The sequence below is a fragment of the Bradyrhizobium sp. STM 3809 genome (genome assembly GCF_000239795.1).
GTDB lineage: Bacteria > Pseudomonadota > Alphaproteobacteria > Rhizobiales > Xanthobacteraceae > Bradyrhizobium.
Window position 1 is genome coordinate 1 of the sequence record NZ_CAFJ01000143.1, and the last position, 18,686, is coordinate 18,686.

General features: G+C 61.4%; 7 protein-coding genes and 1 pseudogene. 3 read left to right on the plus strand and 5 right to left on the minus strand.

Annotated elements, in window-relative coordinates; all coding sequences use genetic code 11:
- The 4 genes and pseudogenes from BRAS3809_RS07440 to BRAS3809_RS07455 all read right to left on the minus strand — a co-directional run.
- A pseudogene (locus BRAS3809_RS07440) lies at positions 1–221 on the minus strand (hypothetical protein); the annotation flags it as partial.
- Positions 218–4,531 carry a strawberry notch family protein gene (locus tag BRAS3809_RS07445; protein WP_008961473.1) on the minus strand — a complete coding sequence of 1,438 codons (4,314 nt, stop codon included), beginning with the start codon at positions 4,529–4,531 and terminating at the stop codon, positions 218–220. The gene BRAS3809_RS07445 and the pseudogene BRAS3809_RS07440, both read right to left, overlap by 4 nt.
- Positions 4,532–4,732: 201 nt before the next feature.
- Positions 4,733–6,859, minus strand: a complete 2,127-nt coding sequence (locus tag BRAS3809_RS07450) for a ParB/RepB/Spo0J family partition protein (protein ID WP_008961474.1) — start codon at positions 6,857–6,859, stop codon at positions 4,733–4,735.
- A gap of 112 nt (positions 6,860–6,971) precedes the next feature.
- On the minus strand, positions 6,972–7,928 hold the full coding sequence (locus BRAS3809_RS07455; RefSeq protein ID WP_008961475.1) for an ArdC family protein: 957 nt from the start codon (positions 7,926–7,928) through the stop codon (positions 6,972–6,974).
- Positions 7,929–8,547: 619 nt separating this feature from the next.
- On the opposite strand from BRAS3809_RS07455, the gene BRAS3809_RS07460 reads away from it, so the two are divergent.
- Genes BRAS3809_RS07460 through BRAS3809_RS07470 form a run of 3 tightly spaced genes read left to right on the plus strand, consistent with a single transcriptional unit; the run spans position 8,548 to position 15,775 of the window.
- Positions 8,548–13,230, plus strand: coding sequence for an ATP-binding protein (locus BRAS3809_RS07460; protein WP_035655663.1), 4,683 nt, complete (start codon positions 8,548–8,550; stop codon positions 13,228–13,230).
- Positions 13,227–14,711 carry a hypothetical protein gene (locus BRAS3809_RS07465; protein WP_035655664.1) on the plus strand — a complete coding sequence of 495 codons (1,485 nt, stop codon included), beginning with the start codon at positions 13,227–13,229 and terminating at the stop codon, positions 14,709–14,711. The genes BRAS3809_RS07460 and BRAS3809_RS07465 overlap by 4 nt, the downstream gene beginning before the upstream one ends.
- Before the next feature lie 47 nt (positions 14,712–14,758).
- Entirely contained in the window at positions 14,759–15,775 is a 1,017-nt protein-coding gene (locus BRAS3809_RS07470; RefSeq protein ID WP_008961478.1) for a hypothetical protein, read from the plus strand.
- A 41-nt stretch (positions 15,776–15,816) separates the two neighbouring features.
- Here the strand turns inward: BRAS3809_RS07470 and BRAS3809_RS07475 are convergent, their stop codons facing one another.
- Positions 15,817–18,648 (minus strand): tetratricopeptide repeat protein, encoded by a 2,832-nt coding sequence (locus BRAS3809_RS07475; protein ID WP_035655666.1) that lies wholly within the window; start codon positions 18,646–18,648, stop codon positions 15,817–15,819.
- Positions 18,649–18,686 lie beyond the last annotated feature (38 nt).

The window sequence follows — 18,686 nt, forward strand, 5'->3', positions numbered from 1 at the left end:
GGCCGCAACATAATCTTCGCCGCAACATATTCGGTCCATTTGCCAGCCGCCCCCTTCGATGAGGCCTGCAGACGCACGAACAGCGAGCGACCGGGCGTGTTGTTGATATCTCCCACCAGCCAGTAGCGTCCCTCGCGCTTTCCGTTGGAGAGATAGTGACGGCACACCGCCTCGGCCTCACGTCCAAGGCGGCCCGCCAGCTCGGATGCATCGCCCATCACGACTGCTCCCGCCCACGAACACAAACAATCGGAAACCGCTGCAGCACTTTGGCGAGGATGGCAGCGCCGCCCTCGCCCGTCGGCACGAACATCCTGAGCTTCCAGGAGATGATCTCAGCGAACAGTCCGTAGGCTCGGAGACAGTCCCTGAGTCCATCAGAGAAGCCTGCGAGCTCGATCCGAGTGGCGCCCATGACGCGGACGCGCCGGAGCTGCAGGCCCTCTGCGAGTTCGAGCACGCACCCGTCACGCAGCAGCGCCGAGAACGCGTCATCCGGCGCGAGCGAAGTCCCCTCCACTGACGTCGTCACCACCCAGCTAAGGGGGACCTTGCGGCCGATGATGCGCTCACCAGCGTCGGTCTGGAGCCGATAGACTCGGGTAGATTCCGAGGGTAGTCGCTTCCAAATCGGCAGCAGCAGCCCGGTGACGAGATAGATCGTGCTGGTCGTGAACTCCGGAATGGACGCGAGCTGCGCGCTCCAGCCCGCCTTGAACTGCTCACGGTCCGTCTCGACCCAATCCTGCTCGGTGAGCTTGGCGACGGACATGGTCTGGCGCCTCATCGGTCCGATCAGATGGACGCGCTGCTCGATCTCGCCATCGTCGAGCAACCAGCTCGGGGCCGGCACCTGGATCGCGGTCCGTCCGGACCGACCATGACGCACCGGAACAGCACGACGCTGCAGCAGCCGCTCCAGGGCCTCGTTCAGCGGCATCGGCCGGTTGCGGTCGCGCTGTGTGATGGTGACGAGATGGATCTCCGCTCCGCTGGCCGGATGCGTATAGATCGTGCGCCGATGCTTGACGACGAAGCTTTCGGCACGCAACGTCTCCAAACCAACGTCGAGAGTGCCGGACGCGATCGCGCCCTCGATCCGCGCCGCAAGCAGCTGCTCGAAGACCGCGAACAGGATGTTCTGCAGCTCGATCGTCAGCGCCAGCAGCCGGTTCAAGAAGGTCGTGATCGGCGGCAACTCGTCACGCAGGCCGTTTTCGTCCGTCAGCTTCAAGCCCGTCGCCTGCTCGAAACGCTGCAGTGAGCAGCTGCCGACCTGGCCGCGCGCCAGAAGCCCATAGAGCTGCCGTAGGGCATCTCGCGCGTGCGGGCTCTCCAGATTATCCTCCGGGCGAAACAGCCCCTGCCCGCCTGTCTGACGCTGACCGCGGGTGATCGCCCCCAGCGTGTCGAGCCGGCGCGCGATCGTCGACAGAAACCGCTTCTCCGCCTTCACGTCGGTCGCGATCGGCCGAAACAGCGGCGGCTGGGCTTGGTTGGTGCGGTTGGTCCGCCCCAGCCCCTGGATCGCGGCATCCGCCTTCCAGCCTGGCTCCAGCAGATAGTGCACCCGCAGCCGCTTGTTCTTGGCCGAGAGCTCCGCATGATAGCTGCGCCCAGTGCCGCCGGCATCGGAGAAAATCAGTATCCGCTTCTGGTCGTCCATGAAGGCAGCGGCCTCTGCGAGATTGGCCGACGCCGGCCGCGTCTCGACAGCCAGCCGATCACGGATCCGAACGATACGTCTGGAGCGTCCGGTGATCTCGGCGACCACATCCGTGCCGAAGCGCTGGACGATCTGGTCGAGCGCACCAGGCACAGGCGCCAGCGAGGCCAGATGCTCGATCATCTCGCCGCGACGTGCCACCGCCTCGCGGCTCTCGACCGGCTGGCCATCGCGGTACACCGGGCGCGAGCACAGCTGGCCCTCGCCGTCGGTGAACGGCTCATAGAGCTGCACCGGGAAGGAATGGGCGAGATAGTCGAGGACGTATTCGCGGGGCGTGATGTCGACCTGGACGTCGCCCCATTCCTCGGTCGGGATCTCGGCGAGCCGGCGCTCCATCAAGGCCTCGCCCGTCGAGACGATCTGGATGACGGCGGCATGGCCGGCTTCGAGATCGCGCTTGATCGCATTGATCAGCGTCGGCGTCTTCATCGAGGTCAACAGATGCCCGAAGAAGCGCTGCTTGGCGGATTCGAAGGCCGAGCGCGCCGCCGACTTGGCCTGAGCATTCAGCGTCCCGGTTGCGCCGATGATGTTGGCCGCGCGCATCGCAGCCTCGAGATTGTTGTGAATGACCGCAAACGCCTCGGCATAGGCATCGTAGATCCGGACCTGCTCGTCCGTGAGCCGGTGCTCGAGGAGCTCATATTCGACGCCCTCGAAGGACAGCGACCGCGCGGTATAAAGGCCGAGCGCCTTCAGGTCGCGCGCCATCACCTCCATGGCGGCCACCCCGCCCTCCTCGATGGCCGCCACAAAATCCGCCCGCGTCGGGAACGGGAAGTCTGCGCCACCCCACAATCCGAGCCGCTGGGCATAAGCGAGATTGTGGACGGTCGTCGCCCCCGTCGCCGAGACATAGACGACCCTCGCACTCGGCAGCGCGTGTTGCAGCCGCAATCCCGCGCGGCCCTGCTGCGAAGCCGCCTGCTCGCCGCGATCGCCCTTGTTGCCCGCGGCATTCTGCATCGCATGGCTCTCGTCGAAGATGATCACACCATCGAAATCACGTCCCACCCAGTCGACGATCTGGCGGATGCGCGAAAGCTTCTCGCCCTTCTCATCGGTCCGTAGCGTGGCGTAGGTCGTAAAAAGGATGGCTTCGCCCAGCCGGATCGGAGTGCCCTGTCGAAAGCGCGACAGCGGCGTCACCAGGAGCCGCTCCATGCCGAGCGCCGCCCAGTCGCGCTGGGCATCCTCGATCAGCTTGTCGGACTTGCTGACCCAGATCGCCCGGCGCCGGCCCTTCAGCCAATTGTCGAGCAGGATGCCGGCGACCTGGCGTCCCTTGCCCGCGCCGGTCCCATCGCCGAGGAACCAGCCACGCCGGAAGCGAACCGCCCCCTCGGTATCGTCGCCGGCTGCGCGGACCTGATCGAAGGCCTCATCGATGATCCAGGAGCCCGCGAGGAATCCACCATGCGCCTCGCCGGCATAGATGAGGCTCTCGAGCTGAGCATCGGAAAGAATGCCGTTTGAGACGAGCTGAGGCAGCACATGCGGCCGATACGTGGGCTTGGGCGGTAAGACCGAGGCCATCGCCGCCGATTGCATCAGCTTTGTCGGATGAGGCTTTGCGCCTGGGATCCTGATCGACTGCAACTGATACGGCTCATAGAGCGCCTCCGTCAGGCGAGGCCCGTCCTCGGGCAGATCATCCACGAGGTCATAGGCGAGCTCGCAGCCGGCGGGCTCGCGGGTCGGCGCCGGTGAACTTTCGCAGGCAGCAGGCGGGACGCGTCCTGCTCTGGCACGGAGACCAACAGGCTCGCTCGCCTGCGCGACAAGGCGCCCCGCCATCGGCAGCCGTGGCGGCACCAGCGCCGTGATCCAGTCGAGCAAGGTCCTGACATCCGGTGCCATTCCCGCCGACTGCGGAAGCGCGCGAGGATCCGGCGCGGGCTGCTTGTCGATCACGATCAAGCGCGTGGCAGTCGTGGTGCCTTGTCGCGCGTAGACCGAGCCGTCGATCGCGGCGGAGAACACGACGCGACCTCGCTGCTGCAGGCTCACGAAGGCTTCCGTCCAGGTCGGGTTGTCCGGCGCAAAGCCAGCGGCAGTGATAGCAACCAACCGCCCACCCTTTCCGAGCCGCGCCAGTGCCGAAGAAACATGGCGCAACGTTGTATCGGCCTGAGGACGATCCACATTTACCGTTGCCGAGAACGGCGGGTTCATCAGGACCACGCTTGGGACGCAGACTGCATCGAGATAGTCATCGATCTGCGCGGCGTCGAAGCGCGTCACGGTCAGCCCTGCGAACACCAGATCGAGCAACGCTGCGCGGCTTGCAGCAAGCTCGTTGAGCAGAAGCGAGCCGCCGGCGAGCTCCGCGAAGATGGCCAGGCTTCCCGTCCCCGCAGAGGGCTCGAGCACGCGATCGGCCGAGGTCACTTGCGCCGCTGTGGCTGCGGCAAGCGCCAACGGCAGAGGCGTCGAGAACTGCTGAAGGGTCTGGCTCTCCGTCGAGCGCCTGGTTTGGCTCGGCAGAAGCGCTGCGATCTTGCCAACCATGGGCAGCAAGGCCGAGGGCACGCCCTTGCTGGCCTTGATCATCGCGGGACCGTACTTCGCCAAAAACAGAACGGCGGCGATCTCGCAAGCCTCGTACGCCGTCTTCCACTCCCAGCTGCCCTCGGCATCAGAGGCGCCAAAGGCCGTCTGCATGGCGTGGCGCAGGCACCTCGCGTCGATGCGCTCGCCGCGGCTAAGGCTTGGAAGCAGCGGCTCGGCCGCACGATGGATGGCTTTGGCGCGGGCAAGGAGTGCGAAGGGAGCCGTCGGGCAGCTCGTCTCGGTGACCATGGCGAAGAACCTCAAGGGAGAGCGAGGATGCGGAACGGCCGCCGAACGCTCTCTCTTGTCGGGCGACCTCACCCGCGCTGCCCCGCCTCTCTCACTCTCGCTGCGCCTCAGCTCGCTGATGACCTGCATGACAAAGCCCGGCCGAACTGGCCGGGCTTCCATGATCTCTGTCCCGTCACTCAGGCCCTCCCGGACCGCGGGTCACTCCGCAGCGATGATCTCCTCGACTTCATCAGCGCCTTCCGTCGCCTCCTCGTCCTCGCTGAGGAACGCCGGGAGGCTGTCACCACCTTCGCCTTCAGCTGCCGGTGCGACCTCGGTCTCTGCTCCTCGCAGCGGCTCCGGCAGCCAGCCGCTGCCATCGAGCAGCCGTTCGGCTTCACGTGCCATGTCCGGCTTCTTGAGGTGCTCGATGAGTTGGGCTGAGCCCTCCCCCTTGGCCTCGCGGACGGTTTGCAGGATGCGATGCTTGGTGACGCGACCAAGATAATTGTCCACGGTGGGCTTCCAGCCGGCCCTGATCATGTCGAGCCCGACGGCGCGCGACAGCCTGTCCGCCTGGTCGAGGCGACCACGGATGCCTTGCGCGGACATGCGCCCGTGATGCACCCGGTTGGCCGGCTCGGAAATCGCGTTCATCGCCTGCGCCGCGCAATGCGCGAAGAGCTCGGCCTGCGCCGCCCCATCCATCGCCGTCAGTGCCGCCCAGAGATCCTTGTCGCTCGCCGGCAGCTTTGCCTTCCAGGCCGCGTGACGGGCGGCAATCGCCTTTGCCGGGATGCTGTCCTGCAGGCCCGGCGGCTGCACCGGAAAGCTCGGACTGCGCAGCGATATCTCCAGGCAGTTGAGCTCGGAGCCGAACGGATAGAACGTCGCCAGCACAAAGCTATGCAGCACCGCCTGGAAAGCGACCTGCGGCTGCTGCCCCAACGCATCGCGCAAAGCGAGCGTGCGATAGGCCGAAAGCTCGCTGATCAGCCGGTCCGGCAGAGGCCGTTCGACGTCATCCCCTTCCTCATCGGGCACATCGCTCTGGCCGCCGCCGACCACGATCGTCGGCGCCGTTGCCTTGCCCTCCGCGTCCGGAATGCCGGTCCGGCCATCGCCCTCCGTCCCAGCGTCGGCATCCGGCTGGTCACTCGTCGCGGCTGGCTCATCCTCCGAACGGACGAAGCCGCGAGCGACCCGAAGCCGGCCCTCCGAGTCGACGCTGACGAACGCGCCGGCGCGCGCCATCTCCGCCGCATCGAACACCATGGGCCGCTCCTCGAAGGATTGCAGCGCGGCTTCGATTTCACCGAGGCGCCGATCGACGTCCTCGGGCAGCTCATCGGCCTGGCCATGCTCCGCTTCGAGCATGGCCTGTTCGGCGCTGAGCGCTTCGATTGCGTTCTGCTCTTCGGCCGTGAGCTCGGCCGGCTCGCCCTGAAGCTCGCGCAAGCCATGGGTATGGCCAAACGGGAAGTCGACCGCGGCAGCGATCCACTTCCAGCCCTCGGCGCCGATCCGCTCGGCCTCGGTCTGCAGCTTCTCCGCCACGAGCCGATCGAGCAGCGCGACATCCTGCAGCCAGCCGCCGTCATCGGCCTCGAAGAGATCGCGCAGCACCACCCCGCCGGCAGCCTCATAGGAGGCAAGCCCCACGAACTGGACCCTGCGATCAAAGGCACGAACCGTCTGCTCCGTCAGTTGACGCCGGATCTGGAACGGTGCGTCACAGCCGGAGCGGCTGACCTTGTCCCAGACCTCCTGCTGGCGCGCATGATCGGTCGTGACTGTGAAGGCCATCAGCTGCTCGAGCGTCATGCCGTCGGCGGCGTAGACATCGAGCAGCACTGGCGAGACAGCAGCCAGCCGCAAGCGCTGCTTGACGACCGCAACCGCCACGAAATGCCGCGCGGCGATCTCCTCCTCGCTCATGCCGCTGTCACGCAACGCCTGAAACGCGCGGAACTGGTCGAGGGGGTGCAGGCCGATGCGCTGGTCGTTTTCGGCAAACGAGTCATCCAGGGCCGAACCGGAATCGCGCACCACGCAAGGCACGGCTTGCGTTTTCGCCATCCGCTTCTGCTTCACGAGGAGTTCGAGCGCCCGGTAGCGCCTGCCGCCCGCCGGCACCTCGAACATCCCGGTCTCCTTGCCATCATCACTGAGCACGGCGCGGACGTTCAAGCTCTGCAGCAGCGTCCGCTCGGCAATGCTCTCCGCCAGCTGTTCGATCGAAACGCCGCCCTTGATCCGGCGGACGTTGGATTGGCTCAGGACGAGCTTGTTGAAAGGAATGTCGCGCGACGGCGACAGCGTGATCTTCTGGGTAGCCTTGGTCATCGCTCGGTTCTCCACGACGGGCGGCCCAAAAACCTCTCTCTCAGGCCTTCACCCCGTCGCAGAGCACCTCTCGCCCTCTTGCTCTCCCCCACGCGCCCCCGGAGCGCCGCACTCAGACAGCGGCGCAATCCGCTCCCCTTGTCTCGACCTGCGCAGCCGCCTCCGGTGCAAAGCCGAGGAGATAGTCGGCCACACGGCTCGCCTGGCTCGCCGCGCGGACGATCGCGCGATTGTCCTCGCGCAGAACATCGAGCCAGGCGCCGATGTAATCAGCATGGCGCACGGTCGGCACGATCCCAAGAGAAGCACAGCTGAAGGCCGACGCTATTTCCGCGATCAACTCCTCGAAGGCGTATTTGCGGCTGCCGAACCGGCCTGAGAGATCGCGGTTCAGCCGCGATGAATGCCCGCTGGCATGGGCGAGCTCATGCAAGGCCGTGCGATGCCAGTTGATCGGCTCGAAGAAGGCAGCAGGCGGCGGTACCTGCACGAAATCTTCCACGGGAGCATAGAAGGCCCGGTGACCACCGATCCGGAAGTCAACGCCGCTGTTCGCGATCAGCGTCTCCACCACAGGCTCTACCGCTACCGGCAGCGGCGGTGGCGACGCTGTCGCGATATCCTCAGGCAAACCGCCGCATTGATCGATGTTGAAGACGGTGAACCGCTTCAGAAACGGAATCGCCTGCGCCTCCTCGCCCACCTCGCGAGCACGCTGCCGCTCATCGGAGGGGACAAAGCGATCGGCATAGACGACGCTGACACCGCGCTCGCCCTTGCGCACATGGCCGCCTACAGACAGCGCCTGCCGGAACGTCAGCCAACTCTGGCCAGTAAATCCGTGCTCGATCACTGAACCCCAAAGAATCAGGACGTTAATCCCGGTGTATGCCCGACCCGTCGTCGCATTCCTGGGTAAGGCAAGCTGAGCTTTCGCGGCTTGCGTGCCCCAAGGCTGAACCCACGGCACACGCCCGGCCTCCAGCTCGCCGATGATCTTGCTCGTGATCTCCTCATAAAGGCTCGCCCGGCCCTCGCCAGCGCGCCCGCCAACTCTCCGTCCCTGCATCGCGGTTCTCCGCGACGGGCGCGGCGAACCTCTCTCGCCACTTCCAACCCGTCACGGCCACCGCGGCCTGCACTCTTACTCTTGAATACCACGCTAGTGCTGACGCCAACCTGAAATTATTTATCTGCGTGCTTCAGCTAATCCCAGTGACAAGCCGTTCAGACACGCCAATGCACCGGTTTTTTGCTACCGCAATCTACTAAGCCCGAGCCGAGGGATCCGCTCAGCGGCGATGCCGCTGGGCCGAAGCCTCCATTGCGAGGCAACATCTGTTTCGCTCCAATGACTTATGTGGCATTCGCGTTCTGGACAGGATTATCGATAGGGTTCTGCTCAGAACGAAAATCGCCTAAGATTGACGCACCCCATGATCGCCGCCCGGCGCGCATTGCCTTCAAAACATTAGAGTCTTTCACACATGGCAGGTACGCAATCAAAATCGGACCTAGCGTCTGGCGGTGGAAACGCCACGGCCAGCGGGGTCGCTTTTCAAGCCCAAGTGGCTGCGTATTTCGGATCCACCCTGCTCGCGGAGCAAAGCCTGGATCGCCCAGCTGGGCTTGGTCACGCTGTCCCCGTTTCCATACGCTGCGAGACCGAAGCGCCAGTCGATGATCTGTTGATCGAGACGAACAATGGCGGATTGATTTTCATCCAAGCCAAGTCTTCGGTGAACCTTACGAAGAATCCGTCCAGCCCATTGGGGAAATCGGCCGACCAATTTGTGCGTCAATGGCTGTTGTGCGCTGTCGGAACAGGGCAGAGGACGTGGGATCGTCCCTTATCCTTGAGCAAGGATCGGTTCGTCTTAGCCGTCGGGCCTACCAGCGCCAATTCGGTCAAGAACGATCTCGCCGATGCACTGCGCTCGCTCCGGTTCGGATCGGATAGCACGCGCCCGAAAGATCAGGAGAGCGCTCTCCAAACGTTCTTGACCGTGCTCGCGGACGCTTGGAAGACAGCGACCGGCGCAGAATCCGATCCTGTCGAGGTGCGGAAGCTCGCGAGCTTCGTAGACGTGGTCGTCTTCGATCTTGCTGGCCCCGATCACCTTGCCATAGCCTCTATGATGCGACGCATCCTCCAAAATGAGGATGATGCGGACGCGTCCGTTGCTGTCTTGAGCGACCTGTTTTTGCGTTTGATGTCACGCCGTTCTGGCGTTGACTCAAGCGGCCTGCGCAATCTGCTCGCACGAGCCTGCCGGCTCAAAGAGCCACCGAGCTATCGGGAGGATATCGAAAAGCTCCGACAGTATAGCGACCAAACGCGGGCCCATCTGCAGCATCTGGAAGAAACCAAAATCAACGGTTTCACCATCAAGATTGGGCGCCAATGCACCGATGCCGTCATCGCCGCTGGACAAAAGGAATCCATTCTGATCGTCGGCGATCCCGGTGCTGGAAAAAGCGCCGTTATCAGCAGCGCGGCTCAGAAGCTGCGAAGCCAAGGCGCCGAAGTCATTGAACTCGCAGTCGATCGCTTGCCCATCGAGAGCGCCGACGAACTTCAGCGACAGCTCGGGCTTGAGCATAGGGTTCTCGACGTCCTCGATAGCTGGCCAGGCAATGAGCCCGCGTTTCTTTTCATCGATGCCTTGGATGCTTCGCGCGGCGGGCAAGGCCAGCGTGTGTTCCGCTGGCTCATGTCGGAGGTCCTCAGACTCCAACGGCCCCGGTGGCGCATCATTGCTTCGATACGCAGTTTCGATCTGCGCATGGGGCAAGAACTGGCGGACCTGTTTTCCGGCGAGCCGCCCCATGACGAATACGCGCATCGCGATTTCAAGAACGTAAAGCATGTTCTCATTCCGGTCTGGACGGACGAAGAGCTCGACCAGCTCCTCGCGCAAGCCGAACCGCTGGCCAAAGCGATCGCCGTTGGCGGCGCCAAGCTACGCCAGCTGGCCCGCGCCCCCTTCAACACGCGGTTGCTGGCCGATCTTTTGAGTAAGGGAGCCGACCCCGAAGCGTTTAGCCAGGTGAGCACGCAATCTCAGCTGCTAGATCTTTACTGGCTATATCGGGTCACGCCGCATGGTGACGGCGTGCTTGTTTGCCTGCAGGACACCATCACAGCGATGGTCGCTAAACGCTCTCTTCAAACCCCGCGGCTCGCAATCGCCAAGAATAATGGGACCGCGCTCCAAGTCATGCTCGCGGAAGATGTCCTGATGCTCGTTGCGGGTGGGCGCTACATCGGCTTTCGGCATCACATCCTTTTCGATTTCGCAGCCAGCAAAGTTTTTCTCGACCTTTACGATGAAGCGTCCCTTGCCGAGACTGTGAACAGCGCACGCGCGCCGGGGCTGTTATTGGGACCAGCCCTTATCTTCGCGTTGGACGAGATATGGCAAGATTCGCGACCTGAGCGCTCTGCCTTTTGGTCCGCCATTCTCACCTGTGTGGGCCGCAGCGACGTGGATGCGGTTATCCGCAGCATTGCCGCGCGCGTCGCTTCGGAACTTCCTGCGACCGGAGAGGATGTCGCCGGCTTGCTGCGTCCGCTCGCTGTTCCCGCCGAGCGAGAAGCCGGCAAAGTAACCATCACCCATGTCGCAGGCTCATTGAGCGTTCGTGCCGACGATAGCGCGGACATCGCTGTGGAGCCGTGGAGCGTTCTGGCGGAAGGACTGGCTCCCCATCTTCCACTCGTGGCCTGGCCGCTTCGAATCGTGCTATTCCTCCTTACTGAACGCCCGCAAACCGATGTCCAGCGCGCCCGTTTCGGCGTTGCCGCCCGCGCCCTACTCATCTACGGCCTGGAACACGACCCGAAGCTTGCTCAATCCGCGATAGGCTTTGTTGCCGATACTTATGGCAGTAACGTCGACGCTTCGCGCACGCTCCTCCAATCGATCTTTGCGCCCGCGCGCTTCAAAGCGCACGGCGAGGAGTATGTTCCCTGGCTCGCCCAAAAACTCGGCAAGATCTATCCGTTCGATACCGGCTTCGTTTTGGACATCTACGATAAGACCTTCGCCGACATAATCTCCGATCAAAGCCCTAATGATATTGGACAGAGCCGCATCTTACGACTTCGTGGGACTCGCCGGCAGAGCTACGAAATGGCTTACTGGAGACTGCAGGAGTTCTTTCCAAAGCTCCTTCGCGCCGATCCGTTGATCGCTACGCGAGCTTACGTCAAAGCCGTCAAGGGCTTTATTCTCCGCGAACATCCGCCGCGTGAAAACGTGGAGAAGACCACCATCCGGATTGCGGACCGGACCTGTTCGCTTCAGGAGGATTGGAGTTACATCTGGGCTTCCAATCCCAACGACCCCCATGGCGATAACGCCCTACAAATTTCAAAGACCTTTACGGACTGGCTCCGAACAGCCGAGCCGGAGGTTGCGCAGCGGGCGACGGCCATTCTCATCGACGAAAATGAGATGGGCTTTGTCTGGGCGCGGCTTTTCATGGTTGCCGCCGAGCGCCCGGAGGTTCTCGGGGCGTTACTCTGGCCGATTGCGACGACGTTTCCATTTCTCTGGGCGAGCGATACGCGCAAGGACGCGATTGATCTGATTGCTGTCATGTATCCGGCTCTTCCTGATCAAGATCGCCTGGCCTTCGAACGGGCGGCACTGGCGTTCGATTTCAGCAGTCATGAAAAGCCGGCGAAGGCGCGCGAATACGTTCTGGCCACGCTGTTCGCCACTATCGGCGCGGCGCAGCTCCTTACAGCCGAAGCGCGAGACATTGGCAGACCAAAAGTGGGCGAGCCTAGCGGCCACTATACGAATGAGCGCCCAGTACGGTTCGAATCTAGCTGGGTTGGGGAAACCGAATATGGCTGGTGGCTGCGGGAGCAAGGGGTCGATATCGCGGCCCCGGCCAATGCGCGAATTTTGGCCCTTGCAAAAGCGCTCAAGGATGACACCAAGCCCGAAAACCGGACCGCCGCATTCCTGGACCTAACGTCCGCGATCGCTCGACTGACAACGTATCTCGGCGAAATTGACCGGGAGACGGATAGCGATCTGCGCACGAAGGAGCACGGCGAAGACGCCGCGGCCGAGCTTCTTGAGGCTCTGATCGAGATGTTCGAAAAGGATCTCACCGACAAGCCATCGGACATTGCCGCACTCTGTGACATCGTCACGCGCTTTGCGGCTCATGCTTCACCAAGGATAGAGGAACAAACCGAAACCAGTTTCGAGAACTCTCCAGGCTGGGCATCGGCACCGCGCATTTCAGCGGCCCATGCTTGCCTCGTGCTGGGACGTCTCTCGACTGAAGCCGTGCGTCGCTTGCGACCAATCATCAACCAGCTCCTGGTCGACAAGCACCCCGCGGTGCGCATGGCCATTGCTACGCGCGTAAACGCGATATGGCTTGTGGATCGCGACTACATGTGGGCGCTCGCCGAGCGCATCGCCGCATCCGAAACCAATTGCGCGGTTCTTTCCTTCTTCACAAACGGCGTGCTGGGTCGGCTAGTCCACAGTGCTCCGGACCGCGTCGAACAACTTCTATCGACGATCGCTGCACGCTGCACGACCGAGGAGCGCTTCCATCAAGTTCGCGAGCCCGTCGGAAACCTGATTTGTATCTTATGGGTGACTCACGCGCGTCCCGCGGCCCGGGCTATGCTGGCTGACTGGCTTTCCTCGATCGCCGAGCGCTACGATGAATTGAACAGCGCGGTCACGATGCTACGCGGGGCCGTAATTGCGGGTTACGAGGATGGCAACCTGCAGCAAATCGAACTCCGCAAGCGAGCTATGGAGCTCGCGGATTTGATTACCAAGACCTCCGCAGTGATACTTCTCCAGGTCGCGCCGAAAACAACATTGGATGAAGCCGAGGAGGCAAAGGCCACAGCCGCAACTCGGTTGTCGGGCCATGTCTTGAACCAGTTCTACTTTTCATCGGGAGCGTTCAGACACGGAGGAGGTAGTGAGGATGGCGAACGGCCCTTAAACACGAAGCAGGGAAAGCGAGCTTTTCTCCACGATGTCACGCCCATCATCATGCGCATCACCCAAGCAAGCGGACCCGAGACCATCCACTACCTCGTTGACTTGCTTGACTTCCTTTTGGAAGCCGATCCGGAGCACGTCTTTAGCCTCACCGCGGAGGTCTTGCTGGGAGCCGGGCGCGAGCAGGGCTACCATTTCGAACACCTTGCGGCTGACCAGGTCGTGAAGATGATCGGCCGATTCCTGGCCGACTATCGCTCCTTGTTCGATGATGAAAGCCGACGGCAACTCCTGGTCCGCTGCCTCGATATGTTTATCGAGGTCGGTTGGCCGTCCGCCCGTCGACTGCTGTATCGCCTTCCGGAGCTTCTCCAATGAACCCGGCGCGTCTCGCTGCGTTCAAGGAGACGGTTGGGAAGCTTGTACAGCGAGCGAAGCTTAACGAGTTTCCCAACGCGCCGGCCGCGTACCTAGGCGAAAAGATCGCGCCGACCTTGGAGCATAATGTTCGCAAGACCTTTATTGACCAGCTCTTGAGAGCGCTGGGATGGAACTTGGAACGCGCTGTCGCTGAAGAAGCTCGATTGCAGGCCGAAAATACTCTGTTCCTTGACTATCTAGGCGTCCATCTTGAGGAGCGTACACCGCATCTGTTGTTTGAGGCCAAAGCCTGGGAAAAGCCACCTCCACGTGCCAAGAGTGCCAGCGACAGCAGTATCTTGGCCGACCAGCTCATTGCAAAATCCCTCGACTGCTTAAAGGCCAAACGCCCTGAGGACGCGCCGATACTGGCCGAGTGGACAGAGTGGCTGCAGAAGCTCGTCGACTACGTCCAGACCTTAAAGAAGCAAAGCGGCGCGATTGTTGGCAAGTTCGCCATTTCGTCCGGCCAATGGCTAGTTATATTCACCGACCCCGTCGACGCCTTCATCGCCGCCAACGGCGTCAATGCCCGCAACATTCTCGTCCTTGAAATCGACCATTACGTCGCGCAGTCCGACCATATCTATGGCCAGCTGTCGCATTTCCAGCTTTCAGACCACATACCCTTTCCGCTGCGGCCCTCGCAGATCACGACCTATGCTCCGGCAAAGACGATCCGGCACATCTTTCGCGCGCTACTGGTACGCTGGGAATCGTCGGGTTCTCCCACGTTGCTGGACACATTTCCGCGCATCCTGCTCTACCCTGCGGTCGTGATTGAACGGTCCGATACAAAACTCCTGGTATTCGCCGAAGGAAGCCTTGGCCATAGCGTCGTGCCGGTCAAGGTTGAGGATCTGTCGACGCATAGAGAAGAGGTGCAATTGTCGAGCGAACGGTTATATGGCGAACTCACGTCGCGTCTCGGACAGCATCAAAGCGTCTCGCCCCTAACGGCCTTTCGAGGCTTTCCCCCAATCGTCCTTCGTGGATCTGTCAGTTCGGTAGTCCCCAAGAACACGCCCGATAGACCTTCGTACGTAAAGACTATCGACGAACGCCCGAGTGAGTTCGTGATCGTCACCGGCGAGCATACGCACTTTCTTTTGGCCTCCTCAGATTTTTCGCACTGTCCCGGTCATGATTGGATGGCCTGCCATGCCATGGGCAAGCAGGTCCGCGCGCCAGCAATCCTAAATTCCAGCGTCGATCCTAAGTCCTATTTTGTATCGGGATCCACGCACCACTGTGCTCACATCGAAATGCACGACCTCCGTGCAGAAAAATGCTTTATCGAACCGTTTGAAGCGTATCTCTGCTGCAAAGCCTGCGCTTTTCAATCGGTCTGCTGGTCTACATCAGGATCCCCTCTATTGCCGTGCACGGTCGCCGCCACAAGTGATGCGGGGGAATCGACTGACCGTCTCGTTCCGTAAGCCAAGTCGGCGCTTGCTTAAGTACATTTCAGAAGGTGCATACCGGTATGATCGTGGCGCAAGGTATTCGAAAGACAATCGCCGACTTGCCCCGTGGGGTTTACGACTATGACGCGCACGCCTCGCTCGCTGACCGTGGCGCACGCCGCTATCATCCTTATTCATTTGATTTTGATTCAACGCCCCTGGACCTTAACGAGCCCGAGGCCAACTGGGACGAGCAGGTCAAGCAGACACATCAAGAGAACCGCATCCAGCAGATGAAGCGCCTTGAGACGGAGTACGGTTCGCGGCACATCGAGAACGTCATCCAGAATGTGATCGATCTCGGGCCAAAATCGATGTCCCTCCTCGCATATCACAACCAGCTTCATGAGCAGGCCCGAAGGTCCTTCGTTATAGGGGCGTACTACCCGGCGCTCGTGGCCGCTTGTGCACTCGGTGAGCGCATCCTGAACCATCTCGTTCTGGATCTGCGCGATAGCTTCAAAGCCTCCACTCACTATCGAAAATTATATCGCAAGGATTCCTTCGACAATTGGCCGTTTGCGGTCTCCGTACTGACCGATTGGAACGTCCTGGTAGACGGTGTCGGCGCAGAATTTCTGGGGCTCGGCGAGCTTCGGAATCGGTCCATTCATTTCAATCCTGACACTTATCAGTCGTTGCGCGTAGACGCTCTCGCAGCCTTACAGCGGTTGAACACACTCCTCGCCAGGCAGTTTGGTTATTTCGGTGGTCAGCCTTGGTTCATCGAAAACACGCCGGGCGCGCAATTTGTCAAACGCGCTTACGAAGCGAATGCATTCGTGCGTACTTATATCATCCCGCGCAGCGGCTTCGTCGGCCCGCTCTATGGGATGGAGCTTTCCGCGGACGGCTATTGGACGCACCTCGATTACGCCGACTACGGCGACGTCGAGCTCAGCGACGACGAATTTGCGAAGCGATACCGGGAGCGCGATCCTGCCAAGGTCGTCTCTCGCGAGTTGATCGAAAAAGGGCGCCCGAAAGCAGAGGGGCCGCGAGCCCCGGCGGACGATGACGGCGACTTTACCGATTGATTCGGCCGAAGAAAAGCCGCTCTGGGCGGCCGGCCGATACTTCAAAGCGAGAGAAGGAACTGACGGAACGACCGGTCGAACCGATGGTGAACCGCTGGTTCGGCAGCAACAATCAGCTTTCCGAGAAACTTCAAACCGGTCTCGGAAGATTCTAATACCGCACGGATCGGTGGTACCGAACTGGCCGGGCTTCGCAAATTGAAGCGCTGTTCCTCGATCACGTGCGACCATCGTAAGCGCGCCCAACCTTCGATAACTGGCGTCAGAACTTTTTGTAGGCTCGATTTCTTGGCCCACTGAGCAAAGCGAACAGAGGCAACGAACAATTCATCTGGCGTGAGATCAACATGCTGTGCGACATAGTAAACTTGGACGGCCACATAGAACGGCAATTCCTCTTCATCACTCACGCCTGCAGCAACGATCTCGAAAATTTTGCTTCCCGAGTAGCCAGGCATTAGATTTTTTTCCTCCGCGGATAAGGCATCAAGCGCATCCGTCCGGTTTCGCAACGCCGCCATGATTCCGAAGCTCAACAACGCGTCGTCCGCCGCCAAGATCGCTCGTTCGGATTTCAGCTGACGCGAGGTAGCGGACGGGATTTCACCGTAGACGGGCTTCTCCGGACCGCTCTGCCAAATGCTGTCGCGATTGAGATCCATGTAGATTTGGCAATCCACCCAGGACGGCAGTGCAGCAATGTAGCTTGGAGCATCGAGCCGCCGCAATAAGACTTCCATCCTCGTTCCACGAACAAGCATCTCCATGTTGGGGATGGCGCGCCCCTTAAGATGGATCCTAAGTCCCTCTTCGATACCGGCCGAGACGCCGCTGGCGATTTCGGCCTGAACCAGAAGGTAGCGTGCATAATCGATGGAGCCGAGCGGCAGATCGCTGAGGTCGGCCGGCTCCGGATTGCTGCACATTCCGGGAACCATCATCGTGGACTCATCTCCTACCTGTACGGGAGTTGCGGTAGCCTGTCCGAATAGCCACAGGATTGAGTGACGCACGACGCGATGGCGATATCCCGCGACAATCGACGTGGCGGGATCAATCGACGCAAGTTCATTCAGCGCGACGTCTAAGCCTCTAAGCGCCGCAATGACGTCCCCAGCCTTAAAGGCGGCAAGAGCTTCGTCCGCGCGCAATCCTACGGCCATCAGCTTGACGCTGGGCGATAGCGCACTGCCCGCTGCTTCGCGTGCTGCCGCAAACCATTCGCGCGCTTCCGCCCATTGGCTGAGTTCAGCGGCGCAGATGCCCGCCTCGCGAAGCATGTAAGACCGGGCAGCGCGGTCCTGCCGATCCATTTCTCCGGCATTGCTTCGGAACAGCCGCAACGCAGCCTCGTGGTCCTTACGACGGAAAAAGATTTTGGCCCGCGCGCGATCGAGAGCCGGATCATTGCCGAGAAGTGCCTCAGCCTGGTCAAGTGCCTGCAGTGCAGTGTCGGCATCTTTGAGATATTCGTCGAGTATTATCCCGCGCGCGACATGGCATCGTAGCGCCAGATCACGGTAGCCCCAGCTATTCGCTTGCTCGGCCATGCGCGCATAGGCTTTCAAATGCGCGGGCCAATCTGCCGGCTCGCGCTTACTCTCTTCCAGCCAGGCATGGTTCACGATGTATCCTGCGTCGCCTGGCATATCGGATACATCGCCGAGAAGCGCAGCGCGTTGTGCAGGCGTCGCAGTATCGAGGCTGTCAAACGCGCGCTGAAGATCAGGCACACTCGGAATGCGCAGCGCATAAGTGATGAAGAAGGTACCGAGGATGCTATGGGTGCGCCCATCGGTTGACGGCGTGCGCTGCTGAAGGGTGGCGCGCCACTCTGGATCAATTTGCGACAGGGCCTCGAAACGCAGCATCAGTCCGACGGGATCATGCAAGCAGGCGAGCGCTTCCTGACTGAAGAGAGCCTTGGCGAGCATCATGTATTCGAAGTGCTCGCGCGCTTGAGCATCTTCAAGCTCTGCGAGTTCTATCTGGAGCGTAGACCAGCAGCCGCGGATCGCCTTTGGCTCGCCGCCTGTCGAAATGAGTAGAAACTGGGCAAGCCTCAGCAGGATGGGCACACCAGCCCGTCCATCCGAATAAATCTTTTGGTCCAGCCGGTGGTGCCGTAGGCTGCCCATCCACTCGGATAGCTGGCGGCGTCTATCGGGCGAAGCCGCGATGATGTTATAGGCGAGTCGGGTTAGCAACCACTCCTGTTGGCCGAGCAGCGCGTGCACAAAACCAAAGTTTGCTTTGTGGATGTCGACCGCGGGACCTCCCAAAATGTGCTGGGCGGCGATTTCATGCACGCGCTTGGCTTCGGCTGGGGGCAGAATTTCCGACCCCGCGTTTTGTATAAGCGGCGAAACGCGGAGGTCACCGCGAACGGCCACCTCGACCCACGGTCCGATCAACTGGTCGAGATGCGTGCCAGGCTCAGCAACTGGCTGCTCAATCGCTCCAACCGACAAAGCAAGCCGCCTATCGAAACGACCGAGTAAAATACTGATGCGGTAAAGCAACCTGCCGGTTTCTCCAGCCAGCATGGAGAATACTCTGCCTCGAGCGGCGCGCCGCTCGGCTTCAAGGTCGGCTGAGGGACTGAACGACAAGAGGCCCTTGCGCTCGACTTGGGGCCATCCCCGGGTCCGGAGTCCGGAGATGATCGCCTGGACAAGTTGAGGGTGACCCCATGCGCTCGCGCGCTGCACGGCCTCGGACCACTTATCCCCGTCACCGCCACCCGCCGACACCAGAGCCGTAATTTCGGCCAGGGAGAGATCGGCTACGGCCAGATGCGCGTTCTCATCTAGGCCAAGTTCGGAGAGGGCACGGCTTGAGGGTTGGCGATAGGCCGTGACCAGGCAGAGCATATCATGGCGTCGCAAAGCGGAAAGAAACCGAGCCACAG